Annotated in this window: 17 protein-coding genes and 1 other RNA gene; 7 read left to right on the top strand and 11 right to left on the bottom strand. The window is 74.8% G+C overall.

Annotated features, from left to right (window positions below; all coding sequences use genetic code 11):
- The first annotated feature begins 42 nt into the window (after positions 1-42).
- A complete protein-coding gene (locus tag ACFPP6_RS34150; protein WP_382050543.1) occupies positions 43-1272 on the top strand; it encodes an MFS transporter in 1230 nt (409 codons plus the stop codon).
- Here ACFPP6_RS34150 and ACFPP6_RS34145 read toward each other — a convergent pair.
- From ACFPP6_RS34145 to ftsE, 6 genes are all read right to left on the bottom strand, one after another.
- The gene (locus ACFPP6_RS34145; RefSeq protein WP_382050556.1) at positions 1250-2431 is read right to left on the bottom strand and encodes a hypothetical protein; all 1182 of its coding nucleotides are present in this window, start codon (positions 2429-2431) and stop codon (positions 1250-1252) included. The genes ACFPP6_RS34150 and ACFPP6_RS34145 overlap by 23 nt on opposite strands.
- A gap of 139 nt (positions 2432-2570) precedes the next feature.
- Positions 2571-2940: a transfer-messenger RNA gene (ssrA, locus tag ACFPP6_RS34140) on the bottom strand.
- Between the two features lie 131 nt (positions 2941-3071).
- Entirely contained in the window at positions 3072-3572 is a 501-nt protein-coding gene (gene smpB / locus ACFPP6_RS34135; protein WP_382050541.1) for an SsrA-binding protein SmpB, read from the bottom strand.
- A gap of 18 nt (positions 3573-3590) precedes the next feature.
- Positions 3591-4832: a S41 family peptidase gene (locus ACFPP6_RS34130; RefSeq protein WP_382050539.1), complete on the bottom strand. Its 1242-nt coding sequence runs from the start codon at positions 4830-4832 to the stop codon at positions 3591-3593.
- Positions 4833-4899: 67 nt separating this feature from the next.
- The gene (gene ftsX / locus ACFPP6_RS34125; protein ID WP_382050537.1) at positions 4900-5814 is read right to left on the bottom strand and encodes a permease-like cell division protein FtsX; all 915 of its coding nucleotides are present in this window, start codon (positions 5812-5814) and stop codon (positions 4900-4902) included.
- Between the two features lie 9 nt (positions 5815-5823).
- A complete protein-coding gene (ftsE, locus tag ACFPP6_RS34120; RefSeq protein WP_058044227.1) occupies positions 5824-6513 on the bottom strand; it encodes a cell division ATP-binding protein FtsE in 690 nt (229 codons plus the stop codon).
- A gap of 256 nt (positions 6514-6769) precedes the next feature.
- Here ftsE and ACFPP6_RS34115 point away from each other — a divergent pair, with 256 nt between their 5' ends.
- A complete protein-coding gene (locus ACFPP6_RS34115; RefSeq protein WP_382050535.1) occupies positions 6770-6964 on the top strand; it encodes a hypothetical protein in 195 nt (64 codons plus the stop codon).
- 107 nt (positions 6965-7071) lie between these two features.
- Here ACFPP6_RS34115 and ACFPP6_RS34110 read toward each other — a convergent pair whose 3' ends face one another.
- The 4 genes from ACFPP6_RS34110 to ACFPP6_RS34095 all read right to left on the bottom strand — a co-directional run bounded on the left by ACFPP6_RS34110 (position 7072) and on the right by ACFPP6_RS34095 (position 13022).
- On the bottom strand, positions 7072-8208 hold the full coding sequence (locus ACFPP6_RS34110; RefSeq protein WP_382050533.1) for a hypothetical protein: 1137 nt from the start codon (positions 8206-8208) through the stop codon (positions 7072-7074).
- 242 nt (positions 8209-8450) lie between these two features.
- The gene (gene prfB / locus ACFPP6_RS34105) at positions 8451-9557 is read right to left on the bottom strand and encodes a peptide chain release factor 2 (protein ID WP_168094863.1); all 1107 of its coding nucleotides are present in this window, start codon (positions 9555-9557) and stop codon (positions 8451-8453) included.
- Positions 9558-9740: 183 nt separating this feature from the next.
- Positions 9741-11006: a serine/threonine-protein kinase gene (locus tag ACFPP6_RS34100; RefSeq protein ID WP_382050530.1), complete on the bottom strand. Its 1266-nt coding sequence runs from the start codon at positions 11004-11006 to the stop codon at positions 9741-9743.
- Positions 11007-11195: 189 nt separating this feature from the next.
- Positions 11196-13022, bottom strand: a complete 1827-nt coding sequence (locus ACFPP6_RS34095) for a serine/threonine-protein kinase (protein WP_382050528.1) — start codon at positions 13020-13022, stop codon at positions 11196-11198.
- A gap of 565 nt (positions 13023-13587) precedes the next feature.
- Here ACFPP6_RS34095 and ACFPP6_RS34090 point away from each other — a divergent pair.
- The 4 genes from ACFPP6_RS34090 (at position 13588) to ACFPP6_RS34075 (ending at position 21490) form a co-directional block, all read left to right on the top strand.
- A complete protein-coding gene (locus ACFPP6_RS34090) occupies positions 13588-17604 on the top strand; it encodes an FtsK/SpoIIIE domain-containing protein (RefSeq protein WP_382050526.1) in 4017 nt (1338 codons plus the stop codon).
- A 179-nt stretch (positions 17605-17783) separates the two neighbouring features.
- Positions 17784-19187, top strand: a complete 1404-nt coding sequence (locus ACFPP6_RS34085; protein ID WP_382050524.1) for an ABC transporter substrate-binding protein — start codon at positions 17784-17786, stop codon at positions 19185-19187.
- Between the two features lie 15 nt (positions 19188-19202).
- Entirely contained in the window at positions 19203-20612 is a 1410-nt protein-coding gene (locus ACFPP6_RS34080) for a carbohydrate ABC transporter permease (RefSeq protein ID WP_382050521.1), read from the top strand.
- Positions 20609-21490 carry a carbohydrate ABC transporter permease gene (locus ACFPP6_RS34075; RefSeq protein WP_382050519.1) on the top strand — a complete coding sequence of 294 codons (882 nt, stop codon included), beginning with the start codon at positions 20609-20611 and terminating at the stop codon, positions 21488-21490. Before ACFPP6_RS34080 ends, ACFPP6_RS34075 begins: the two co-directional genes overlap by 4 nt.
- A gap of 220 nt (positions 21491-21710) precedes the next feature.
- Here ACFPP6_RS34075 and ACFPP6_RS34070 read toward each other — a convergent pair whose 3' ends face one another.
- Positions 21711-23537 carry a glycosyltransferase family 39 protein gene (locus ACFPP6_RS34070; RefSeq protein ID WP_382050516.1) on the bottom strand — a complete coding sequence of 609 codons (1827 nt, stop codon included), beginning with the start codon at positions 23535-23537 and terminating at the stop codon, positions 21711-21713.
- Positions 23538-23697: 160 nt separating this feature from the next.
- Here ACFPP6_RS34070 and ACFPP6_RS34065 point away from each other — a divergent pair, with 160 nt between their 5' ends.
- A complete protein-coding gene (locus tag ACFPP6_RS34065) occupies positions 23698-25308 on the top strand; it encodes a glycosyltransferase family 2 protein (protein ID WP_382050514.1) in 1611 nt (536 codons plus the stop codon).
- The last annotated feature ends 55 nt before the right edge of the window (positions 25309-25363 follow it).

Here is a 25363-nt window from a genome sequence, read left to right as displayed (position 1 = left end):
GGTGTTGGACCGCGCGGCCCGGGCGCCGCGAGGCTGAACCCCATGCCCTCGCCCCGCTCCAACCCCTACGCCCGCCTGTTCGCCCTCCCCGGCACCCGTGCCTTCACGGCGTGGAACCTGCTCGCCCGGCTGCCCATGGGCATGTTCGGCGTCGGCGCCGTGATGATGATCTCCGCCGAGCGCGGTTCGTACGCGCTGGCCGGTGCCGTCACCGCGACGGGCCTCGCCGCGACGGCGCTGACCGGCCCGTGGACGGCCCGGCTCGTGGACCGCCACGGGCAGGCCCGCGTCACCGTGCCGGCGGCCGCGTTCGCCTCTCTGGGCTCGCTGTCCCTGGTGCTGTGCGTGCACTTCGACGCCCCCGCCTGGACCCTGTTCGCGGCGTACGCGGCGACCGCGACCACCCCCAACACGGGCGGGATGTCCCGCGCCCGCTGGTCGCACCTCCTGCGCGCCGACCCGGCCGCCCTGCACACCGCGAACGCCTTCGAACAGGCCGCGGACGAGGCGTGTTTCATGCTCGGCCCGGTCCTCGCGACGTTCCTGTGCACGTCCTTCTTCCCCGAGGCGGGCACACTCGCCGCCGCGCTGATGTTCCTGACGGGCGCGGTGCTCTTCGCGGCGCAGAAGCGCACCGAGCCCCCCATATCCGCCGCGCCCCTGCAGCGGCGCTCCCCCCTGCGGGGCAACCGCGGACTGGCCGCGATCCTGGTCGTCTTCGTCTGCACCGGCGCGCTGTTCGGCTCGCTGGAGGTGGTGACCATCGGCTTCGCCGACGCGCAGGGCCACCGCGCGGCCGCGGGGGCCGTCCTGGCCCTGCAGGCGGCGGGTTCGTGCGCGGCGGGCCTGCTCTACGGGCTGACGCGCCCGTCGTCCCCCGCGGCCGCCCGCTTCCCGCGCTGCCTGGCGGCGATGGCCGCCCTGGCGCTGCTGCCGCTCCTGACGACGGCGGCGGGCGGCGGGCTGCCGCTCCTCGCGGTGGCGCTGCTCCTGGCGGGCATGGCGACGGCGCCCACCATGGTCACGGGCATGAACCTCGTCCAGGGCCTGACCCCGCCGGGCAGCCTGAACGAGGGCATGACGCTGGCCGTGACGGGCCTGCTCACGGGCATAGCGGCGGGTTCGGCGGCCGGCGGCTGGGCCGTCGAGCACCTGGGGGCCACGGGCTACGCGGTGCCGGCGGGGGCGGCGGCGACCGCGCTGCTCGCGGCGACGGCGGGACGGCGGGCGCTCGCGGGGCGGCCCGCCCTCACCGTGCGGCCCGCCGCCTGAGCAGCACGCCCAGGCCCGCGGCCGCGAGCACCCCGGCCGTCGTGCCGCCCGCCACGTACGCCACGGTCGTCCCGGAGGTCCCGGAGCCTCCCGGGCCCCCGGCGCCCCGGCCGGACGGGCCCGCGGCCGCCGCGGTGACCTGCAGCTTCGCGACCTTGGTCACCCGCCCGTGGTGGCTGGCGACGGTGACCGCGTAGCTCCCCGGGGCGAGCCCCCGCCGGATCCGCGCGGGCGCGAAGTAGCGGGGGTCGTCCCCGTCCGCCGCCTTGCTGTCGTCGCGCCGCAGCCGCACCGGCCGCTCGAAGGCCGGAGAGGTGGCCGTCAGCCGCTCCTCCTCCCCCGGATCGGGCGAGCGGTCGCGCCACAGGACGTTCACGGTGCCGCCCGCCGGGACCCGGTGCCCGCGGGTGCGGGCGGCCTCCGGGCCGGTCCCGGCCGAGGCGCCGAAGAACGCGGGCCCGCGGGCCCGCCCCACGTAGTCGCGGTCACCGGGCCGCGCGGCACGGACGACCAGCGGCTTCTCGTCGACGACGCGGCCGCCCGGCCCGTACAGCGTGACCTTGTACGTCCCGTCGCGGGTGCCCGGCGGCAGCTCGGCGGCGCCGGAGAACAGCCGCGGGTTGTTCCAGTCCGTGCTCGACGGATCGTGCGCGAGGCGGACCGGCGCGCGGAAGGCGCGCGAGGAGACGGCGAAGGAGCGCCCGGTCTCGCCCGGGTACAGGCCGTCGTACGACATCCACAGCCGCTCCCCCGGCCGCAGCACCTCGCCGGGCGACGTCACCGAGAAGCTCGGCCGCTCCGACGGCTTCACCTCGACGCGCTCCTCCGCCACGACCCGGCCGCCGGCCCGGACCGTCAGCGGGTACGTGCCCGGCTCGGTGGTCATCGCGATGGCCGGGCGGGCGTGGTGGCCGTCGTCGCGGAGGGCGAGCCGGACGGGGCGCGGGAAGACGGGCGAGGAGACGGTGACGTCGCCCCGCGTGCGGATCCCCTGCACCTCTATGTCGACGAGCTCGCCCGGACGGTTGTCGTAGGCGCTGTTGAGCAGCAGGTGCACCCCGCCGTCGCCGTCGTCACCCTCGTCGGCGAGAGCCGGGCCGGCACCGCCGGCGAGCCACAGGGCCCCCGCAGCCAGCACGGCGGCCACCGCCGTGCGCATCCGGTTCACCGGGCCACCACCCCCTCGCCATGGAGCGTCACCGACAAAGAGGGCCTCGCGGGCCCATCGGTTGCCCGTCGGCGCCAAACATGACGAAAGCCCCCGGTCCGAGGACCGGGGGCTTTCGCCCACATGGGATGAGTGGAGATGGCGGGAATCGAACCCGCGTCCAACGGTGCAGAATCAGGGCTTCTCCGTGTGCAGTCCGCTGCGATTTTCTCGGCCCCGGAGATCACGCGAACAAGTCTCCGACGGGCTCAGTCACTGTTTGATTTCCCACCAGGCCCCGTGACCGGGCCTAGTGGTTTAGTTCCCTAGCTGATGCCAGGATCCGGGTCGGGAACAGCCCCGGGCTGACACTTCGCAAGTCGCTACTTAGGCAGCGAGGGCGAAGGAATCGCGCTTGGTGTTGGCGATTATTGGTTGCGACATATGGTTTACGAGATCATTGCCGCTTCCTCGACACGCTTCCCCTGCTTCGACATCCGCTGTCGAAACCGATCATCCCCATGTTGCTGTGTTTAATTATCAAGCACAGTTCAATCTGCGCACCGGGTACCACCCCGTGTGCTGTCTTCATCGTACGCGACCGACGTACGACCGTGCCAGCGTATTACCGCCGCCGGACCCGCACGGTCCGCTAGTGCCGCGCGGCGGAGGCCCGCTGCCGGCGGCGCGCCGCGGCGATCGCCCGGTTCGACTCGCGCGTGTCCTGCTTCTCGCGCAGGGTCTGCCGCTTGTCGTACTCCTTCTTGCCCTTGGCGAGGGCGATCTCGACCTTGGCCCGGCCGTCCTTGAAGTAGATGGCCAGGGGCACGATGGTGTGCCCCGTCTCCTGCGACTTGGAGGCGAGCTTGTCGATCTCGGCCCGATGCATCAGGAGCTTGCGCTTGCGGCGCGCGCTGTGGTTGGTCCACGTGCCCTGGGTGTACTCGGGGATGTGGGCGTTGTGCAGCCACGCCTCACCGCCGTCGATCTGCACGAAGCCGTCCACCAGCGAGGAGCGCCCCTGGCGCAGCGACTTCACCTCGGTGCCGGTCAGCACCATGCCGCACTCGTAGGTGTCCAGAATGTGGTAATCGTGCCGCGCCTTCTTGTTCTGCGCGACGAACTTGCGTGTCTCTTTCTTCTCTTTAGCCATAGCGCAGCCATTCTCGCACTAGGACCCGCCCCCGAGGCCACTCAATACTGTGCGGGCCCGCTCCTCGGCATCGCCGTGGACCAGCAGGTCCGGGGCGATGCCCAGGCCGTCGACGGCGCGGCCGGCGGGGGTGCGGTAGTGGCCCACGGTGAGCTCGGCGACCGAGCCGTCCGCGAGGCGGCTCGGCATCTGCACGGAGCCCTTGCCGAAGGTCCGCGAGCCGACGACGACGGCGCGGCCGCGGTCCTGCAGGGCGCCCGCCAGCAGCTCGGCCGCGCTCATCGTGCCGCCGTCGACCAGGACGACGAGCGGCAGGGCGGTCACCGTGCCGGCCCGCGCCTCCAGGGAGCGCTGGCTGCCGTGCACGTCGTAGGTGGCGACGAGCCCGCCGTCGAGGAAGGCGGAGGCGGCCCGCACCGCCTCGCCGACCAGGCCGCCCGAGTTCCCCCGCAGGTCCAGCAGGATGCCCTCGCCGGGCCGGGCCGCGGCGGCCGCGGCGCGCACCTGGTCGCCGGTGCCCCGGGTGAACGAACCGACCTTGATCCTCAGGGCCGCGACCTCTCCCCGCAGGAGGTGCTCGGCCGCCACGCTCTCGGTGGCCAGCCGCTCCCGGTACAGCGTGCGCGTCCAGCTGCGGCCGGCGCGCTCGACCTCGATCCGCACGGGCGTGCCGGGGGCGGAGCGGGCCGTGCCGTCGCCCCGCAGCAGGGCGACGACGTCGGTGACGGGACGGTCGTCGGCGGGCGCTCCGTCGACGGTGCGCAGCCGGTCGCCGGAGCGGAGGCCGGCGCGGTCCGCGGGGCTGCCGGGGCGCACGCTGTCGACCTCGGTGCGGCCGTCGCCGCGGCGCCGCGCGGAGAGGCCCACCCCGATGTAGGCGCCGTCCAGGGCGCGCTCCAGGCCCTCGTACTCGCGGGCGCTGTAGACGGCGCTCCAGCGGTCGCCGCTGCGGCCGACGACCTCGGCGGCGGCTTCGGTGCCGGACCGGCCGTCCTCGACGGCCCGCGCCGCGGCGGCCTCGACCTCCGCGTGGTCCACGGGGGCGCCCGCGCCGCCGCCCGGATCCGCGACGGCGCGGTCCGCGGGTCTCGCCGCGGTGCGCGCGGCCGCGCGGGCCTCCGTCGCCTTCCGGCCGTCCTGTCCCTGCGGGGTCCAGGAGCCGGCCGCGGCGCCGGTGGCCAGCACGCCCGCGAAGACCAGCGTCAGCGCGGCACCCCGGCGGGCGCGGCGCTGCGGATGGAACATCGACGGGCCGGGCATGCGCGTGAGTCTAGGACACCAAGGCGCGCCGTACGGGGAGTTGACCGTACGGCACCCTTGGCGCACGTCACACCTTGAGGTACTTACGCAGCGCCGCGAACGCCGCCAGCGCGGGCATCAGCAGCCCGATCGCGAGCACCAGCGGGAGCTTGGCCAGCACCGCGTCCCAGCCGATGAACTGGATGAGGTCGATCTGGTCGACCAGCCAGTTGTTCACCAGGAAGTAGTGCCCGCTGACCAGCAGCACGCACGCGAGACCCGCGCCCAGCAGCCCGGCGAAGGCCGCCTCCATGATGAACGGGATCTGGATGTAGAAGCTGGACGCACCGACCAGCCGCATGATCCCGGTCTCCCGGCGGCGGCTGAACGCGGACACCCGGACGGTGTTGACGATCAGCATCAGCGCCACGACCAGCATCAGGGCCATCACCCCGAGCGCCGCGTAGTTCATGCCGTTGACCAGGTTGAACAGGTTCGACAGGACGTCCTTCTGGTCCTGCACCATCTGCACGCCCGGGCGCTGCGAGAAGGCGGTCGAGATGACCTCGAACTTGGTGGGGTCCTTGAGCTTGACGCGGAAGGACTCCTGCATCTGGTCCGGCGTGACGAAGCCCGCGATCGGCGACTTCTTGTCGAACTGCTCCTTGTAGTGCTTGTACGCCTCGTCGGCCGTCTCGAACTCGACCTTCTGGACGACGCCCATCTTCTCCAGATCGGCGCGGATCTCCTTCTTCTGGTCCTCCGTGGCCGCTCCCTTGGCACAGGAGGGGAAGGACTCCGCGTCGGTCTTGTTGCAGAGGTAGATGGAGACGTTGACCTTGTCGTACCAGTAGCCCTTCATCGTGCTCGCCTGCTCGCGCATGAGCAGGGACCCGCCGAAGAGGGCCAGGGAGAGGGCCACGGAGACGATCACCGCGAAGGTCATCGTGAGATTGCGGCGGAGACCGACGCCGATCTCCGAGAGGACGAACTGGGCGCGCATGGCGTCCTTTCAGTGCTGGTAGCCGTACACGCCGCGCGACTGGTCGCGTACGAGGCGTCCCTTTTCCAATTCGATGACGCGCTTGCGCATCTGGTCCACGATCTGCTGGTCGTGGGTGGCCATGATGACCGTGGTCCCGGTCCGGTTGATCCGGTCGAGCAGCTTCATGATGCCCACCGAGGTCTGCGGGTCGAGGTTGCCCGTCGGCTCGTCGGCGATCAGCAGCATCGGGCGGTTGACGAACGCCCGGGCGATCGCCACGCGCTGCTGCTCACCGCCGGAGAGCTCGCCCGGCCTGCGGTCCTCCTTGCCGCCCAGCCCCACCAGCTCCAGCACCTGCGGGACGGCCTTCCGGATCTCCCCGCGCGGCTTGCCGATCACCTCCAGCGCGAAGGCGACGTTCTCGCTGACGGTCTTGTTGGGCAGCAGCCGGAAGTCCTGGAAGACCGTGCCCAGCTGGCGGCGCATCTGGGGCACCTTCCAGTTGGACAGCCGGGCCAGGTCCTTGCCCAGCACGTGCACCTGCCCGGTGCTCGCGCGCTCCTCGCGGAGCAGCAGTCTCAGGAAGGTGGACTTGCCGGAACCCGAGGACCCGACCAGGAAGACGAACTCGCCTTTCTCGATCTCGAGCGAGACGTCACGGAGCGCCGGACGGTTCTGCTTCGGGTAGGACTTGGAGACGTTGTCGAATCGGATCACGAGTGCACCACGCGTCGACCTGGATAGGGGGCACGGACCGCCCGCGGGGGCGCTTCCGTTCGGTGTGCGTGACCATACGCGAACGAGCCGTGCACGCGCAGGCAGCGCAGGGGGTCGGCGCGTTTATTACCGACATGTTCGGGGACAAAACGAGGACAATCGGCCCGCACGCGCCGTTCGGCGCGGGAGCTGGCACAGTGGTAGGGGGAACCGGACGGCTCCCCAGCGCGTTGGACGTACCGGAGGAGGAGATCGCATGACATGCGACCGACTGGTGTGCGCCAACTGCGCGGGCCCCGTCAGTGAGGGCCGCTGCCCGGTGTGCCGGGCCAGCAGGGAGCGGCTGCAGCACCAGGAAGGCCTTTTCGCCGGCCTGACCCCTGCGGCGCTGATCGCCCTGCTGGTGGCGCTGGTGGCGGTGGCCGTGCTCGCACACGGATTCGCCGGGTAGTCGCACGCTCACGTGCGTACGCGCCGGAAGGATGCACGAGGGCCCGGAGCGCTGAGCGCTCCGGGCCCTTTGCACGCCTGCGTAGCCGGCGTCGTTCAGGCCTGAGGTCAGGCCGCCGCGCCCGCGCCGCGGGTCATGAGGCGGGGCAGCAGCCGGAAGCCGACGCCGCCCGCGATCATCGTCGCGGCACCGATCACCAGGAAGCCGGTCTGCGAAGCACCGGTCTCGGCCAGCTGCTCCTTCGGCTTGGCCTGCTGCACGGGCTTGCTGCCCGCGCTGTCCGGGTCGGCGTTGTTGCCGCAGTTGCTGCTGGTGTCGACCGGGCAGACCTTGCCCTGGTCGCCGGAGTCGCTGCCGCCGCTGCCGGAACCGCCCGTGGCGGCGGTGCCGCTCTGGTCGCCGCCCGTGCTGCCCTCGCCACCGCCGGTGGAGGAGGAGCCGGAGCCGGTGGAACCGGAGCCGGAGGAGGAACCGCCGGTGTTCCCGGTCTCGCCGGTGGAGCCGGTGCTGCCGGTGGAGCCCGTGCTACCGGTGGAACCGGTGCTGCCCGTGGAACCGGTCGAGCCGGTGGAACCCGTGCTGCCAGTGGAGCCGGTGCTGCCGGTCGAGCCCGTGGAGCCGGTGCTGCCGGTGGAACCCGTGGAACCGGTGCTGCCGGTGGAACCCGTGGAACCGGTCGAGCCCGTGGAGCCGGTGGAGCCGGTGGAACCCGTGCTGCCAGTGGAGCCGGTGCTGCCCGTCTCGCCGGTGGTGCCGGTGGAGCCCGTCGAGCCCGTGGTGCCGGTCGAGCCGGTGCTGCCGGTCGTACCCGTGGAACCCGTGGTGCCGGTGGACCCGGTGGTGCCCGTGGTGCCCGAGCTGCCGGTGGTCTCGCCCGAGCCGCCGCCGACGCTGCCGGTGGTGCCCGTAGAGCCGGTGGTGCCCGTGGAACCGGTGCTGCCGGTCGTACCGGTGGAACCCGTGGTGCCGGTGGAACCGGTAGTGCCGGTCTCACCCGTGGTGCCGGTGGTGCCGGTGGAACCGGTGGTGCCCGTGGTGCTGCCGCCCGAGGTGGGCGGCTGCGGGATCTGGTCGGGGTCGTCGGGGGAGGCGACGCTGTGGACGCCCGCCTTCACACCGACACCCGCGACCTGGACGTTGACGCCGGCGGCTGATGCCGCGCCGGCGGCAGTCAGCGAAGCGCCCGCGGCGACGACCGCGCCGGCGGCTATGCGCGCGACACGCAGTCGCGTCTTCTTCGTCATATGCCTGCTACCCCCAGTAGCTAACTCGTCATTGGAGCAGCTCTGCACGGGGCGGTGGCGCTCCGAAAGGCCTGGCACAGCCGGCCGGCCTGCCGCACGAAATCGGCGGCACTGTCGACCGGTCCGCTTGCCCCCGCCACACGCGCCCCGGTGCTACGCGTGCCGCGCGCCAGCCTTTCCAGTTTTTGACGTAGCGTCAAGCCGGTTACGGGCATGATGTCCGGCTATGGGGGCGCTTGGGGTTACTTCTCCTGCTGCTTGCGCCAGCGGATGCCGGCCTCGAGGAACCCGTCGATGTCACCGTCGAGGACGGCGGTCGGGTTGCCGACCTCGAACTCGGTACGGAGGTCCTTGACCATCTGGTACGGGTGCAGGACGTACGAACGCATCTGGTTGCCCCAGGAGTTGCCGCCGTCGCCCTTGAGCGCGTCCATCTTGGCCTGCTCCTCCTGGCGGCGGCGCTCGAGGAGCTTGGCCTGGAGGACGTTCATGGCGCTCGCCTTGTTCTGGATCTGGGAGCGCTCGTTCTGGCAGGAGACGACGATGCCGGTCGGGATGTGCGTGATCCGGACCGCGGAGTCGGTCGTGTTGACGCCCTGGCCGCCGGGGCCCGACGCGCGGTACACGTCGACGCGCAGCTCGGACTCGTCGATCTCCACGTGGTCGGACTGCTCGACGACCGGGAGCACCTCGACGCCCGCGAAGGAGGTCTGGCGGCGGCCCTGGTTGTCGAAGGGCGAGATGCGCACGAGGCGGTGGGTGCCCTGCTCGACGGAGAGCGTGCCGTAGGCGTACGGGGCCTTGACGACGAAGGTGGTCGACTTGATGCCGGCCTCTTCCGCGTACGAGGTCTCGTAGATCTCGGAGGAGTAGCCGTGGCGCTCGGCCCAGCGCAGGTACATGCGCTGCAGGCGCTCCGCGAAGTCGGAGGCGTCGACGCCGCCGGCCTCGGCGCGGATGTTGACGAGGGCCTCGCGCGCGTCGTACTCGCCGGAGAGGAGGGTGCGGACCTCCATCTCGTCCAGCGCCTTGCGGACCGAGGCGAGCTCGGCCTCGGCCTCGGCCTGGGCGTCGGCGTCGTCCTCGGCCTCGGCGAGCTCGAAGAGCACCCCGAGGTCGTCGATGCGGCCGCGCAGGGTCTCGGTCTTGCGCAGCTCCGCCTGGAGGTGCGACAGCTGACTGGTGATCTTCTGCGCCGCCTCCGGGTCGTCCCACAGGGACGGGGCGGCCGCCTGCTCCTCGAGCACGGCGATGTCAGCCCTCATCCTGTCGAGGTCCAGGACGGCCTCGATCGACCCCATGGTCGAGGAGAGGGACTTCAGCTCTTCGGATACATCAACGACTGCCACGCACCCAGCCTAACGGCTGCGCCGCGCTTCCCCGCCCTCAAGGCCCCGAAGGGGCCTTTATCACCGCCCCCGGCCCGGCCGGGGGCGGGTCCGTCACCTCCGGGCCGCGTCGCGGTGGCCGGGCGCCGTTGCGGCGGAGGGGATGCGGCACCCTGCTGAAGTGCAAGGCCCGCCCGGGAGGGGTCAGCGCTTCGAGTCCGGGTGGTGGATGCCCGGTTTTGCGTCGGGGGCGTCGTGGTCCGCCGTGGCGAACCAGCCGCCTACGCCCGCGGCCGCCGCCAGGGCCACCGCCGCCGCTCCGAGGCGGATGCGGCGGCGGCGCTGTTCGGCGGCGGAGCGGTGGCGGGCCGAGCCGGCGCGGCGCTGGCCGGCCGCGCGGGGCGCGCGGGCGGTCCCGTGGGCGCCGCCCGCGAGCTCGGCCGGCGTGGGCACGCGCATGCTCGTGTGGGTGTCCCTGCTGGAGTCCGCGACGGCGCCCGGCACGAGCGGCACGACCCCGCGCCGCCGTGCGGCGACCGGCGCCGCGGCCCCGTCCTGCGGCGCCTCCGCGCCCTCGGCGGCCGCCGCGGCGGCGTCGTCGGGCTCGTCGATGTCGAGGGGCGGTATGCCGGCGAGCCCGGGGAGCAGCTCCCGCAGCCGCGCCGCGAGCTCGGAGGCGCGCAGCCGGGACGCGGGGCCCTTGGCGAGGCACTGGACGATGAGCTGCCACAGCTCGTCGGGGATGCCGGGCAGCGGCGCCACGGTCTCCGTGACGTGCCGCCGGAGCACGGCGCCGGGGTGCCCGCCGCCGAAGGGCGTGAAGCCGGCCAGCAGCTCGTAGAGGACCGTGGCGAGGGCGTAGACGTCGACGGAGGCGCGCGGCGGCAGCCCCTCGATGATCTCGGGGGCGAGGTAGTCGGGCGTGCCGATGACGCTGCGCGGGCCGGGCGCGCGGCCTTCCCGGGCGGGCCGGGGGGCGTCCACGAGGCGGGCGATGCCGAAGTCGGTGAGCAGCGCGGGGTGCGCGCCGCCGGGCCCGAGGGGGCCCTGCATGTCGAGCAGGACGTTCTCGGGCTTGACGTCGCGGTGGACGATGCCGGCCGCGTGGGCGGCGGCGAGGCCCTCGGCGACGTCGGCGACGACGGCGACCGCGGCCTCGGGCGCGAGCCGCCGCTCGCGGTCGAGCCGGGTGCGCAGGTCCGTGCCCCGGATGAGGTCCATGACGAGCGCGAGGTCGGCGCCGTCGACCACGAGGTCGCGGACGCCGACCACGTGCGGGTGGTCGAGTCCGAGGAGCGCGGCGCGCTCCTGGACGAACCGGCCGACGAGCTCCTGGTCGGAGGCGAGATCCTCCCGCAGGAGCTTGATGGCGACCGGGCCCTCGGGCCCCTCGCCGAGCCAGACCGTGCCCGCGCTGCCGCGGCCGAGGACCTGGTGGGCGGTGTACCGGCTGCCGATCTTCCGTGCCAAGACTGTTCCCCGACTCCTCGTCTCCGACAGGCGCGCTGGCGACCAAGCTACTGCCAACGCTCACCCCCGAGGCGCAAAACGCCCCTCGGGTGTCGACAAATCGATGGCATCGGCAGTATCGGCGCAGCAGTGCCATCGGTGCGGCAGCGGCATCGGTGCGGCAGTGCCACCACCGCACCGATGCCGTCGTCACTTGCTGGAGGCGAGCCCCGAGATCCAGTCCTTGACGTCGGTGACCCAGTCCCAGGTCGCGTCCCAGAAGCTCTTGCCGTCGGCGACCCAGTCCTTCAAGGGGGTGAATTCCCAGATGCACCAGGAACCGATCACCAGGATGACGATGAGGAACAGGCAGCCCTTGAGGCAGCCGAGCCCGGGGATCCGCATCGGGTTCGCACTGCGCTGCCGCGGCGGCCGCGGCTCCCGGCGCGGGGCCGGCGGCTCGGGGGCGTACGGCTGCGGCTGGGGCGCCGGGGGCTGCTGGTAGCGCGGCTGGGGCTGCTGCCGCTGCTGCCGTCTGCGGGGCGCAGGCTGCTGGGGCTGCTGCGGCTGCTGCGGCGCGTACGACTGCGGCGGCGGGGTGTAGTGCTGCGGGGCCGGGGGCTGGTGCCCCTGGTGCGGCTGAGGGGCGTACTGCCCGCCGTAACCCTGCTGCCCGTAGCCCTGTCCGCCCCGCGGCGGCTGCTGGGGCTGCTGCGGCTGCGGCTGTCCGGGCCGCCGCTGGGGGCGGCGGCGCAGCGGGTCCTCGCTCGGGTCGAGGTACTGCACCTGGGTCTGGTCGTTGCGGTCGCGGGCGGCCCGCAGCTGGGTCTGCCAGGGGTGGGCGCCGTCGCCCTCGGGGGGCAGCGGCGGCACGGGCGGCATGGCGCGGGTCGGGTCGGCGGAGCCGCCGGGGCCCGGGCCGGAGCCCGCGGGCATGACGCGGGTGGCGTCGGCGTCGGGGCCGTTGCCGCCGGCGGAGGTGCTCGGCAGGAGGCTGGTGGCGGCGTTCGGGTCGTAGGAGCCCGGGGCCCCCGGGGAGCCCGCCGTCGACGGCAGCACCTGGGTGGGGTCGGCGTCGCCCGCGCCGGGGCCGGAGCCCTGGCCGGTGCCGGGCACGAGGGCCGGCTCCGGGTCGGGCGCGAGCAGCGCGGCGACGCCGAGGGCGGCCTCGGCCTGCGCCGGGGAGGCGTGCACGCCGACGCCCGCGGCGACGACGCGCAGGGCCCGGGCCAGGTTCTCCGCGCTCGGGCGCTCCTCGGGCCGCTTGCGCAGGCAGCGCTCGATGACCGTCCACAGCGGCTCGGGAACGGTGGTGGGGCGGCGTGGCTCGGAGCTGAGGTGCTGGTGGAGCACTTCGAGCGCGGTCGCGCCCGCGAACGGCGGGCGTCCGGTGACCAGCTCGTAGAGCAGGATGCCGGCGCCGTAGATGTCGACGGCGGAGGTCTGCGGGCGGCCCTCGGCGGACTCGGGCGCCACGTAGGCGGGCGTGCCGACGAATTCGTGGGTGCGGGTGAGGCCCGGGGAGTCCGCGAGGCGCGCGATGCCGAAGTCGGTGAGCATCGGGTGCATCTGGCCGCCGTCGCTCCGCAGGAGGACGTTGGCGGGCTTGAGGTCCCGGTGGACGATGCCGTCGGCGTGGCTCACCGCGAGCGCGTCGGCGATCTGGGCGGTGAGGAGCGCCGCGGCGACCGGGGTGAAGGGCCCGTTGTCGCGCAGGTAGCGGTGCAGGTCCGGGCCGTCGACGAGGTCCATGACCAGGGCGAGCAGATCGCCCTCGACGACCAGGTCGCGGGTGCGGACGATGTTGGGGTGGGTGAGCCGCAGGAGGACGGAGCGCTCGCGCAGGAAGCGCATCACGACGTCGGCGTCGTTGGCGAGCTCCTCCTTGAGCACCTTGATCGCGACGGTCTCGCCGGGCTGCCCGGCCACGGCGGCCTCGGCGCCCGCGGCCTCCCGCTGGCGCGCTCGCCAGACGGTGCCGGTCGCTCCGCGACCGAGCACCTCCTCGAGCAGGTACTTGCTGCCTACCGGCCGCACGTCATGCGCTCCCTGATCGTCATCGTCGTCATGCTTTGCGATGGCCTCCGTCGTGCCCGGCCTTCCGCCCACTGTAGTGCCGCCGTACGGACCTCCGGTTTGCCGAATCCGAGGGGCTGATGGGAAGACGCGGGGAGCGGGCGGTTGGTTGCCACGCGGCGCCCGGGCGCCGCGTACGGGCTGCTCGGGGGCGTGCGGAAGGCCTGGGGCGGCGCGTCCTCCGGACCTCCGGCGCGAAAGAAAGTCTGTACGACGCGTTCGAAAACGGACGCCCTACGAACAGATCATGAGATGACCACGGAAGGATTCGATCACCTTCCGCTTCCTTCGCACTCTCCGGCGGTCGTTCAAGATCACGAATTGACCGTCGCCGGGCGCGTCGTCGCCGGCAGGTGCGAGGATGCTCGCAGCACGATGCGGAGGGGCGGGGCCGGTGCTTCCGGTACGTCCCGCGTGACGTGGTGACCTGTACGTGCCGACGCGCCCGTGCACGGTGGGGGAAGGCCGCGCGTGAAGCCTCCTGTCCCCCGCCCGCGCACCGGGGCAGAAGGGACCGTTGACGGCGATGCAGATCAGGCTGACCGTCCTCGGGCCGCTCAGCGGCCACCACACCACCGCGCCCGCCGCGCCCACCGCGAAGTGCGCCTGCGACGTGCTGGTGACCGCCCCCGCGGGGACCGCGCTGGCCGGGGTGACCAGCGGCCTGGCCGCCGCCGTGGCCGCGGCCGGCTCCGACCTCGGCACCGGGGCCGTCGTGGTCTACGCCGGGGCCGAGCGGCTCGACCCGCAGCGCAGCGCGCTCGGCGAGCCGCCCCTGATCGACGGCGCCGTGCTGTCCCTGTGCGCCCCGGCCGACCCGGAGGAGCACGCGGGCGTGCTGATGTCCGGCGTGCCGGAGGCCGCGGCGCGGCTGCACGTCGTCTCCGGTCCCGACGCGGGCGGCGTGCACCTGCTGCACGGCGGCGAGGCGCACGTCGGGCGCTCCGCCACAGCCGACATCCCCCTCGACGACCCCGACGTCTCCCGGCTGCACTGCGCCGTCGTCCTCCACGACGACGGCACGGTCACCCTGCGCGACCTCGGCTCCACCAACGGCACCGTCCTCGCGGGCGAACCGGTCGGCGGGGAGCCGGTGCGGTTCCCCGCCGGGGAGCTGCTGCGGGTGGGCGAGTCGGTGCTGAGCCTGCACGCCGCGGACGACGCCTCCCCGCGCGTCCTTCCGGCCGCCCCCGACGGCGAGGGCCACCTGCGCGTCGGCGGCGGCCTGCCGTCCGCGGGCCCCGCGACCCCGACGGGCACGGTCGCCCCGCCGGTCCGCGGCGCCTGGCTGGGCGCGCCGGCCGGCCTGGCGGCCGACTCGTCCCCCGGCCCCGAGGAGCCGGTGACGCACGGGGGCCGCGGTTTCGCACTGCGGGACGCGAGCGCGGGCGGCCTGTCGGTCCGCGTCCCGGCCCAGCCGGGTCCGTCGGGAGCGCCGGTGCCGGGCCGTCCCTCCCGGGCGGGCGGGACGGCAGAGGCCGGCGGCACGGACGCCTACGGCCCGAGAGGCGCGGCAGCGCGGCCCGGCGAGACCGGCGGACCGGCGGGGACGACGGCCCGGCCGGGCTGGGCGGGCGAGCCCCGCAGGACGTCCTACGACGGCGGCACGGACCCGTACGGAACGGGAAGCGGAACCGGTGCGGCGGGACAGCCGAACCGGCCCGGCGAGACCGGCGGCACGGCCCGGGACGGCGAGGCGGGCGGGCCGGGCTGGACGGGTCAGACGGGCGGAACGGCCCAGGACTCCGGCACGCGCGCGTACGGCACGGGAAGCGGAGCCGGCGCGGCAGGACAGCCGGGCCGGGCGGGTGGGGCCGGGTGGGCCGGCCAGGACGGCGGCGCGCACCCGTACGGAACGGGAAGCGGAGCCGGTGCGGCGGGACAGCCGGGCGCGAACCCGTACGGCGTCGGCGACGGAGCCGGGGCGGCGGGGCAGACGGGGCAGTCCGGCGCGCCCGGCGGTTTCGGCGGCGGGCTGCCCGGGCAGCGTGCGTACCCGGGCCCGGCGGGCGGCTCCGGCCTGGCCGGGGAGACCGACCCGTACGGACAGCCGGGTCGGCCCGGTCAGCCCGATGGTTCCGGACACCCTGACGGGTACTCCGCCGCCGGTCACGCGAACCGGTCCGGCGAGGCCGGCCCTCACGCCCCGGGTCGTACCGGCAGCTCATACGAAGGCGGTCCCGCGGGCGGGCCGGCTGTCCACGACGGTCACGCCGGACACGGCGGCCACGGCAGCGCCGGAACCGGGCAGCCCGGCGAAGCCGGCAAGCGCCCCCGGGGCCGCGGCATAGGCGCATGGGCCCGGCGGCTCACCGGCGGGCTGGGCGGAGGCCGGGGAGCGGGCGAGGACGAGTGGGGTGACGGCCGTGACGATCCCGGCGCCGCGGACCGGGCCCGCGCCGAGGCCGCCGCGCTGCGCGAGCGCTGGCCCGACCCCGCGTCGGTGCTGCTGACGGCGCTGGGTCCGGGCCCCCGCCTGTGGGAGCGCGGCCCCGACCACCCGGACCTGCTGACCGTACGGCTGGGCACGGCCGACCGGCACGCGCCGGAGAGCGGCGCCCTGCTGCCCTCCGTGCCGGTGACGGTCGGGCTGCGCGAGGCCGGTTCGCTGGGGCTCGCCGGGCCGCGCGGGCGGCTGTCCGCGCTGGCCCGCTCCGTGCTGGCCCAGCTGGCGGCGCTGCACGCCCCCGCGTCCCTGGAGTTCGTGCTGATCAGCGCGGACCGGGCGCGCCCGGTCGAGGAGCGGCTGGCGGAGTGGTCCTGGCTGGGCTGGCTGCCGCAGCTGCGCCCGGTGCGGGGGCAGGACTGCCGGCTGCTGGTCGCCTACGACCGCGAGCAGGCCGCGGCCCGCACCGCGGAGCTGGTGCGCCGCCTGGACGAGGGCCCGCTGGGCCCGCACTGGCCGGCGGCGGCCCCGGCTGCGGTGGCGGCCGCGGCCGAGCGCCACGCGGGCCCGTACACGGTGGTGATCGTGGACGGCGACCCCGGTTCGGCGGAGCTGCGGGAGACGGTCGGGCGGCTGGCGGCGGGCGGTCCCGCGGCGGGCATCCACCTGGTGTGCCTGGCGGACGCCCCGGCGACGACGCCGGCGTCCCCGGTGCCGTCGACGCTGGCCACGGCCCGTACGGCCTCCCCGGCGTTCCCGTACTGCGGTGCGGTGGCCCTGCTGAGCGGTGACGTCGCCACGGTGGTGCAGGTGATCCACCGGGCGCCGGCCGGGGGCGGAGGCGGGGCCGCGGGCGAGGGCGAGGCGCCGGCCGGTCCGGCCGTGATCGCGGCAGTCGACGCCGTCTCACGCGCGTGGGCCGAGCGGTTCGCGCGGGCGCTGGCGCCGCTGCGGATGGCGGACGGCGCGCTGCACGGCGCTGCCGCACGGGTGGCGGCGGCGCTCCCGCGGAGCGCGCGCCTGCTGGACGAACTGGGTCTGGCGCGCGCGACGCCGGCCTCGCTGACGGCCCGCTGGGCGGCGGCCACGGACCGCGGCACGCGCCCCGGCGGCCGCGCCGTGGCCGTGCTCGGCGCGGGCCCGCACGGCCCGCTGTCGGTGGACCTGGCGGCGGACGGCCCGCACCTGCTGGTGGAGGGCTGTGCGGGCAGCGGCAAGACCGAGCTGCTGCGCTCGCTGGCCGCGTCGCTGGCGGCGGCCGACCGGCCCGACCGGCTCTCGCTCGTCCTGGTGGACGGCGCGGGCGCGGAGCGGGGCGAGGGCCTGCGGCTGTGCACGGACCTGCCGCACGTCTCGACGTACCTGGCGGCCGCGGACCCGGTGCGCATGCGGGAGTTCGCCCAGGCGCTCACGTCGGAGCTCAAGCGCCGCGCGGAGCTGCTGGGGCGGCTGGACTTCACCGCGTGGCACACCCAGCAGGCCGCCGCGTCCGCCGTGCAGGCGGTCACGCCCCGCCGCCCGGCGGAGGGCTCCGGCGACCTGGACTCCCTGCCGACGGGGACGCTCAAGCTGCGCACGCAGAAGGACGGCCCGTCGCTCACGGCCCGGACGGCCCTGCCGCGCCTGGTGGTGCTGGTGGACGACTTCGACGCCCTGGTCGCCCCGGCCCTGGGCAGTACGGGCCGCCCGGCGGCGGGTTCGGTCGTACGGGCGCTGGAGGCGGTGGCCCGGGACGGCGAGCGGCTGGGCGTCCACCTGGTGGCGGCGTCGGGCCGCCCGGACCGTACGGCCGACACGGCGGCGGTCGAGCGGGCCGGGCTGCGCGCGACGCTGGAGATCGCGCCGCCGTCGGTGGACGGCACGCCGGGCGACGGGAGCGGCGCGGGCGATCCCGCTCCGGGCCGCGGCCGGCTGATGCGGCCGGACGACGACGTGACGACGCCGTTCCAGGCGGGCCGGGTGACGGGCCGCATCCCGCGGACGGCGACGCTGCGCCCGACGGTCGTGACGGTGGACTGGCAGCGCATGGGCGACCCGCCCACCCGCCGCCCCGTGCGCGAGCTGGGCAACGGCCCGACGGACCTGGCGTTGCTCGCGAGCGCGTTGCAGCGCGCCGCGCAGTCGGCGGGAGCGGAGGCGGCGCCACCGCTGCTCTGAGTGCTCCCGTGCGCCCGTGACGGCCCATCACAGCCCGGTCACGATCACCGGGTTGACAGCGAAGACGGTATTGCGGCGGCCGGTGACCGGGCGTAGACCTGTCGCACGGGAGACGACCGCGGGCCGCGGTGACGTGCGGCGCGGACCGTCGGCGGGGAGCTCGTACGGGAGGGGCGGCAATGCGGACTTCGCTTCGTTCGGTGCGCGGGGCGCGCAGCTCGCTTCGTTCGGTGGGCAGGGCGCGCAGCGCTCTGGCGCTCCTCGCGGCCGGGACCCTCGCCCTGTCGGCCGCCGGGTGCAGTGACGACGGCGGTGCTCCGCCGGACAGCGGCAGACCGACGTCGGACGCGATCGGGCACACCGTGCGACTGCCCAGGCTGAACGGGCAGAAGCTCAAGGTGACGGCGGTCTGGACGGGCGCCGAGCAGAAGGGCTTCACGAAGGTCCTGGAGGAGTTCTCCCGCCGCACGGGCGCCCAGGTGGCCTACGTGCCCAGCGGCGACGACATGTCCGCCTTCGTCGGCTCGAAGATCGCGGGCGGCGACCCGCCGGACGTGGCCATGCTGCAACAGCCCGGGGCGCTGCGGGAGTTCGCGCAGAAGGGCTGGCTCAAGCCGCTCGGCGGCGAGGCGGTGGCCGAGCTGGACAAGAACTTCACCAAGGGGTGGCAGGAGCTCGGCTCGTCCGGGGGCAAGCGCTACGGCGTCTACTTCAAGGTCAGCAACAAGTCCCTGGTCTGGTACAACACGAAGGTCTTCGACGGGGCCGGGGCCAAGGAGCCGAAGACCTGGCCGGAGTTCCTGAGCACCGCGCAGCTGATCGCGGACTACGGCATCCCGCCGGTCTCGGTGGGCGGGGCGGACGGCTGGACGCTCACCGACTGGTTCGAGAACATCTACCTCTCCCAGGCCGGCCCGGAGAAGTACGACCGGCTCGCGCAGCACCGGATCCCGTGGACGGACCCGTCCGTGAAGGACGCCCTGACGGCGCTCGGCCGGCTCTTCGGCGGGAAGGGCCTGCTGGCGGACGGCAACGCGGGGGCCGTCCAGACGCAGTTCCCCACCTCGGTCACCCAGACGTTCACCGGCGGGGAGGAGCCGAAGGCCGCCATGGTCTTCGAGGGCGACTTCGCGGCGGCCAACGTCACCGGGGCCGGGGCGCGGATCGGCAAGGAGGCCAAGGTCTTCCCCTTCCCCGCGGTGGGGGCGAAGGCGCCGGTGGTGACCGGCGGCGACGTGGGCGTGGCACTGAAGGACGGCCCGGCCGCGCAGGCGCTGCTGACCTTCCTCGCCTCGGCCGACGCGGCACGGGTGTGGGCCGGGCAGGGCGGCTTCCTGTCCGCCAACAGGAACCTCGCCCTCGACGCCTATCCCGACGACGTGCTCCGCTCCATCGCCAGGGCCGTGGTCGCCGCGGGCGACGACTTCCGCTTCGACATGTCCGACCTGGCCCCCGCCTCCTTCGGCGGCAAGCCGGGCCAGGGCGAGTGGAAGCACCTCCAGGATTTCCTGAAGAACCCCGGCGACGTGGCGGGCACCCAGCAGCGGCTGGAGTCCGACGCGGCCAAGGCGTTCAAGAGCTGACGGGAGCCCCGCACCATGTCGACCGCGAACGCGGGCGGCGACGCGGCCTCCGGGCCGCCCCGCCCCTCCGGCAACTCCTCCGCAAGCCCCTCGGCGGGCCCCTCGGCGAGCTCTTCCGCGAGCCTCCCGCCGAAGAAGTCCCGGAGCGTGGCCGGCACCCGGCTCTGGGTGGCCGCCCTGTTCCTCCTGCCCGCGCTGGTCCTGCTCGGCGCGCTCGTCGTCTACCCCATCGGCTACTCGGTCTGGCGCAGCCTCTTCGACGCGAGCGGCGACGGCTTCGTGGGCGTGGACAACTACCACGAGGTCTTCACCGACGACCGGATCCGTACGGCCCTGAAGAACAACATCATCTGGGTGGTCGTCGCGCCGTCGGTGGCCACCGCCCTGGGCCTGATCTTCGCGGTGCTCACCGAACGGGTGCGCTGGGGAACGGCGTTCAAGCTCGTCGTCTTCATGCCGATGGCGATCTCGATGCTGGCCTCCGGCATCATCTTCCGGCTGGTCTACGAGCAGAATCCCGACCGCGGCGTCGCGAACGCGGTGTGGGTGGGCGTTCACGACACCTTCTCGCCGCCCGCGCCGTTCCCGGGCGCGCACCCCAGGGACGACGGGCTGCTGACGGAGAGCCGCGGGGCGTTCACGACCAAGGCGGTGGTGAAGGCGGGCGGTGCGACCGGGCTTCCGCTCGTGGGCGCGAAGCCCGCGGACATGAAGGGCGCGAAGGACGCCGTTCCGGCGCGGGACGTCGCCGGGAAGGTCACCGGGACGGTGTGGCGCGACTTCACGCGCGGCGGCGGGGGCACGGCGGGCCGGATCGACCAGGGCGAGAAGGCCCTGGAGGGCGTGACGGTGGAGGCGGTCAAGGACGGCCGGACCGTCGCCTCGGCCACCTCGGGCGCCGACGGCACCTTCACCCTGCCCGCCGCGGCCGACGGCGCCCTGCTGCGCCTGCCCGCCTCGAACTTCGCCGCGCCCTACAACGGCGTCGACTGGCTGGGCCCCTCGCTCGTCACCCCGGCCATCATCGGGGCGTACATCTGGATGTGGGCGGGCTTCGCCATGGTGCTGATCGCGGCGGGGCTCGCGAGCGTGCCGCGGGAGCTGCTGGAGGCGGCGCGCGTGGACGGCGCGAACGAGTGGCAGGTCTTCCGGAGGGTGACGGTGCCGCTGCTGGCGCCGGTGCTCGCGGTCGTGCTGATCACACTGATGATCAACGTGCTGAAGATCTTCGACCTCGTGTACATCATCGCGCCGGGCGCGAGCCTCGACAAGGCGAACGTGCTGGCCCTGCAGCTGTACCAGTCGTCCTTCGGCACGGACGTCAACCAGGGCGTGGGCAGCGCGATCGCGGTCTTCCTGCTCGTGCTCGTCCTGCCGGTGATGTACGTCAACCTCCGGCGGATCCGAAGGGAGCGGCAGCGATGACCACGGTGGACACGGGCGTACGGGCCAGGCAGTCGCTTCCCGCGCGGATCGCCTCGCGGCTGGGCGGCGGGGTGACGCGGGTCCTCCTCGTCGTGGTCGGGCTGTTCTGGCTGACGCCGACGGTGGGGCTGCTCCTGTCCTCGCTGCGGGACAAGAGAGACATCGCGGCGTCGGGCTGGTGGGAGGTCTTCTCCCACCCGGCGCAGCTGACCACGCAGAGCTACAGCAACCTCTTCGGCAACGACACGGTGATGGAGTCCCTCGGCACCACCGCCCTGATCACCGTGCCGGCGACGGCGCTGGTGATCCTCATCGGCGCGTTCGCCGGATACGCCTTCGCCTGGCTCGACTTCCCGGGCCGGGACTGGTGGTTCATGGCGGTGGTGGGGCTGCTGGTGGTGCCGGTGCAGGTGGCGCTGATCCCCGTGGCCAAGCTCTTCAACAGCCTCGGCATCTTCGAGAGCACGCCGGGCGTGGTGCTCTTCCACACCGCGTTCGGGCTGCCCTTCGCCGTCTTCCTGCTGCGGAACTTCTTCGCGGAGATCCCCCGGGAGCTGCTGGAGGCCGCCCGGCTGGACGGGGCGGGCGAACTGCGGCTGTTCCTGCGGGTGGTGCTGCCGCTGGGCGGGCCGGCCATCGCCTCGCTGGGGATCTTCCAGTTCCTGTGGGTGTGGAACGACATGCTGATCGCGCTGATCTTCGCGGACAGCGGGCACCCGCCGGTCACGGTCGCCCTGCAGCAGCAGGTGCGCCAGTTCGGCGACAACATCGACATCCTCGCCTCGGGAGCCTTCCTCTCGATGGCCGTACCGCTCGCGGTCTTCTTCGCCTTCCAGCGGCAGTTCGTGAGCGGGGTGATGGCGGGGGCGGTGAAGTGAGCGGACGGCTCTCCGAGCGGGGCTCCGGCACGTGGGCGTCTGCCGGCGGACGGCCGCTGCCGGTGTCCTTGCCCTTGCGCGTGCCTGTGCCCGTGCCCGTGCCCGGCCCGGCACGGCACGACCTCCGGCAAGCCCTGCCTCCGCCGCGGCGCTCCACCACCGCGGCGGGAGTCCGGCGGAATCCGCGGGCAGCGTCACCACCACCGGGCGTCCCGCCGTCCTAACGGCGCACGTACAGCTGCACCGAGCCGCCGCGGACGAACACCGCCGCTTCCCGCTCCTCCCGGCAGAACTCCTCCAGTGCGGTCGTCTTCGCGTACTCCTCCCGCTGCGCGCGGAACCACCGGGTGCCGACGGTGTTGGTGTCCCCCACCACCCACACCCGGCTTCCGGACGGCAGCCGGGAAAGCCGGTCGCGCAGCACGGCGGTGGTGACCTCCTGGCCGAAGAGCGTGCCGGAGGCGGCCGGTGACCGCTTGAGGGTGAGATCGCGCAGGCCGGTGAAGTCGCGCGGATAGGCGAGGGCCACGCGGCGCTCGTACAGCGGCAGGAACAGCACCGCGTCCCCCGGCCGGGCCCGCTGCGCTGCCGCCGCGGCGACCGGGGCCAGCTCGTCGCCCCGGCTGGTGGGCAGGCGCTCGCGCTCCTGCAGCGGCAGCTGCACCACGAAGGCGGCCAGGACGGCCACGGCGCCGGCGGCCGTCACGGTCCGCCGCCACGGGGCGAGCCCCAGGAGCCGGTCGGCGCCGGCCGCGGCGAGCAGGGGTATGCCGGCCAGGCAGAACAGCAGATAGCGGTCGAGGAAGAGCGGCTGGTACTGGGCGGCGGCGTAGAGCAGGACGGGCGGGACGAGGGCCCAGGGCAGGGCGACCGCGGTGAGGCCGAGGGCCCCGCGGCGCGGCGAGGAGGACGACAGTGCCTGTCGCCACCCGCGCGCGGAGGCGAGGAGCGCGACCGCGGCCAGGAGGAGCACGGCGCCCAGGACGGGCTGCCCGGGGCCCGCGAACGCCTTCACGAGCGCCTCGGCCTCGGGACGGCCCGGGGTGCGGATCCAGGAGACCTGGGCGCTCTGCCCCCGGGAGACGATCACCAGCGGTACGAGCGGCAGGCAGGCGGCGGACGCGGCGCACCCCCAGCGGCGCCAGGTCCTCCAGGGGACCCGGGAGAGCAGCAGGGTCACGGCGTGGGCCGCCAGGAGCAGGACCGCGAACTCGTGCAGGAGCGCCGTGCCGGCGGCCACCGCGCCGTAGCCGGCCCACCGCCCGTACGAGCCGTGCTCGGCCGCGCGGACCAGCAGCCAGGTGGCGAGCGCGGCACCCGTGGCGACGAGGGCGTACGAGCGGCCCTCCTGCGCGTAGTGGCTGACGAACGGGGTGACGGCGTAGAGCAGCCCGGCCCACAGGCCGACGCGGGGGCGGGCCAGCCGGCAGCCCAGGGCGCCGACGAGCGCGGCGGTGGCGGCGGACGCGGCGACGGACGGCAGCCGCAGCGCGATCTCGTCGGGGCGCACGGCGAGGACGGCGTGCATCAGCGCGTAGTACAGGCCGTGCACGGCGTCGATCGTGCCGAGCACGTGCCACAGCTCCGGCAGGGACCGGCGGGCCACCTGGAAGGTGGCGCTCTCGTCCCGCCACATCGTCCCGCGGTCCAGCCCCCACAGGCCGAGGACGAGCATGACGGCGGCGGGGACGGACACGGCGAGGACGGCGGCACGGGTGGGGCGGCGTACGGGGTGGGGGCGGGCGGGGCGGCGGGCGGCGGCGCGGGGCCCGGCGCCGGGCTCTGCCTGACGGGGGATCAGCCACAGGCCGCGCAGCCCGGCCGCCCGGCGGTCCGGGTCGTCCGGGTCTTGCGCGGCGCCTGCAGCGGCCTGCGCGGAGGCGGAGGGCGACCCGCCGGACGAACCATCGGGCGAGCCGTCGGACGAGCCACCGCGCGGCCCGCTGCCCGGATCGCCGGGCGACGGCGCCCCCGCCCCGTTCCCGGCAGGCTCGCCCGGCGCCCGCCCCGCCTCCGCGCACTCCGCCGCCGGCCAGGCCGGTCCCACCGGCCCCACCGATCCTGTCGGCCCCGTCGGTCCCACCGATCCCGTCACTCCCACGGCCACTGCCCCTCCCTGCCCCGGCCGGGCCCCCGCCGGAGACCCGGCCACACCCGGAATTCCCAATGCCCCGCTTTATACATATTCATCGGTAAAACTGTCTTTCGTGACAGTGAACGAGAGCGGAACCCTGCCCACCGCGCAGGTCGGCGTCATCGTCATCGGGTTCAACGACGCCGGCCACATCCGCGACGCCGTCCGCTCCGCACTCGCCCAGGGGCCGGCCGTCGCCGAGGTCATCGCCGTCGACGACGCCTCCACCGACGGCACCGCCGCGATCCTCGACGAGCTGGCCGACGGCGACCCGCGCCTGCGCGTCATCCACCGCGCGGCCAACAGCGGCGGCTGCGGCACCCCCCGCAACGACGGCGTACGGGCCGCGACGGCCCCGTACGTGATGTTCCTCGACAGCGACGACACCCTCCCCGAGGGCGCCGTCGACGCCCTTCTCGCCGCCGCCCTGCGCCACCGCGCCCCCGTGGCCGCCGGCCTGTGCGTGCGCCGCGAACTCCCCCAGCGGCGCGACACCGGCTGGCAGCCCGCCCTCTACCGGCGGGCCGCCGTGCACAGCAGCCCCGAGGCCCGCCCGGCGCTCCTGCGCGACACCCTGTGCGTCAACAAGCTCTACGCGCGGGACTTCCTCACCGAGCACGGCATCGCCTTCCCCGAAGGCCGCTTCCTCTACGAGGACTTCGTCTTCACGGCCCGGGTCATGGCGGCCGCGCCGCGCGTGGCGACCGTCACCGACACCGTCTACGTCTGGCACGTGCGGCGCGACGCCGCCGCGCCGTCGATGTCCCTGGACCGCGAGCGCATCGCCAACTGGCAGGCGCGCGTGGCCGCCCACCGGCGCAGCGTGGACGTCTTCCTCGACGCGGGCAGCAAGCCCCTCGCCCGCGCCGCCCGGGTGAAGTTCCTCGACCACGACCTGCGGATGTACGTGCGCGAACTGCCGTTGCGCAGCGCCGGATACCGGCACGCGTGGTGGCGCGTGACCCGCGGCTACCTCGCCGGCTACGAGGAGGCCGAGCTGAGCGCCGCCCGGCCGCCGGCCCGGTGGATCGCCCGGGTCGTGCTGGCCGCGGAGGCACCGCGGGACCTGGGGCGGCTGGCCCAGCTCGCCGCCCGGCCCGCACGGCTGCTGCCGCCGTACGCGGAGGACGACGCCGTCCCCGTCTGGTCGGCGGACCTGCCGGGGGCCGCGCTGGACGGCGTCCTCGGGCCGGAGGCCGTGCCGCCGCACCACCTGCCGGTGACCGTGGACGCCGAACTGCGCCTCGCGGCCCGGGCCCGCGCCCGGTTGCGGCTGCGCGTCCACGACCTCTACGGGCGGCTGGCCACCATCCGGCCGGAGGCCGCGGAGGTCGAGCTGCGCCGCAGGGACGGCGGGCCGGTGCTGCGGCGCGCCGTGCCGCTGGCGGACGAGGGCACGGCGTGGACCGCGCGGGTCGTCCTGCCCCTGTCGGTGCTTGCGGGCCGCGACCGCCGCGACGGCGCGGCCCCGCCGCAGACGTGGGACGTGCGCGTGCGCGTGCAGTGCGCGGGCGGGGCGTTCCGCACGACCGTCCGGGCCGTGGGCGGCGGGCTGCACCGCGCGGCCCTGCCGAGCCTCCGTCACGGCGTCCTGCTGGCCCGGCCCTACGCCACGGTGAACGGCTCGCTGGCGCTGCGCCTGGCGTCGGGCGTGCGCGGCGCGTGGGCGGTGGCGCGCCGCTGACAGGCCGGGGCGGCATCGCGCCCCGAAAGGGGCGCGGGGAACTGCGCGACCAGCC

It is taken from the genome of Streptomyces aureoversilis (genome assembly GCF_042657885.1).
Lineage (GTDB): Bacteria > Actinomycetota > Actinomycetes > Streptomycetales > Streptomycetaceae > Streptomyces > Streptomyces aureoversilis.
This window is presented reverse-complemented; position numbering and strand designations above follow the sequence as displayed.